This window comes from Staphylococcus pasteuri, from assembly GCF_030547725.1.
In the GTDB taxonomy this organism is placed as follows: Bacteria; Bacillota; Bacilli; order Staphylococcales; family Staphylococcaceae; genus Staphylococcus; species Staphylococcus pasteuri.
Genome location: NZ_JAUOQO010000680.1, coordinates 1 through 249 on the forward strand (window position 1 = coordinate 1; position 249 = coordinate 249).

Below are 249 nucleotides of genomic sequence, written 5' to 3' on the forward strand. Positions count from 1 at the left end.
CCACGGCGGACGGTTCAGGTGGTGGCCTGATCTATCACGACGAAGAGCGGACCCCGATCAACATGCCAAAGCGGCAGTTGCGCGTTCGTGATCTGGTAAGTGTCGGTCGCACGAGTTCCAATCTGGTGCCTTACCGTCGCCAGACCGTGCGCTCGGGTGCATCGGCGGCGATTGCCGAGGGGGGCACCTATCCAGAGTCGTCATTCGGCTGGGAGAAAACGGACGCCAAGGTCAAGAAAATCGGTGCTG

At 61.0% G+C, this 249-nt stretch carries 1 protein-coding gene; it reads left to right on the forward strand.

From position 1 onward, the window contains the following. The coding region (locus tag Q4528_RS15145) for a phage major capsid protein (protein WP_368506737.1) at positions 1 to 249 on the forward strand (249 nt) is incomplete at both ends.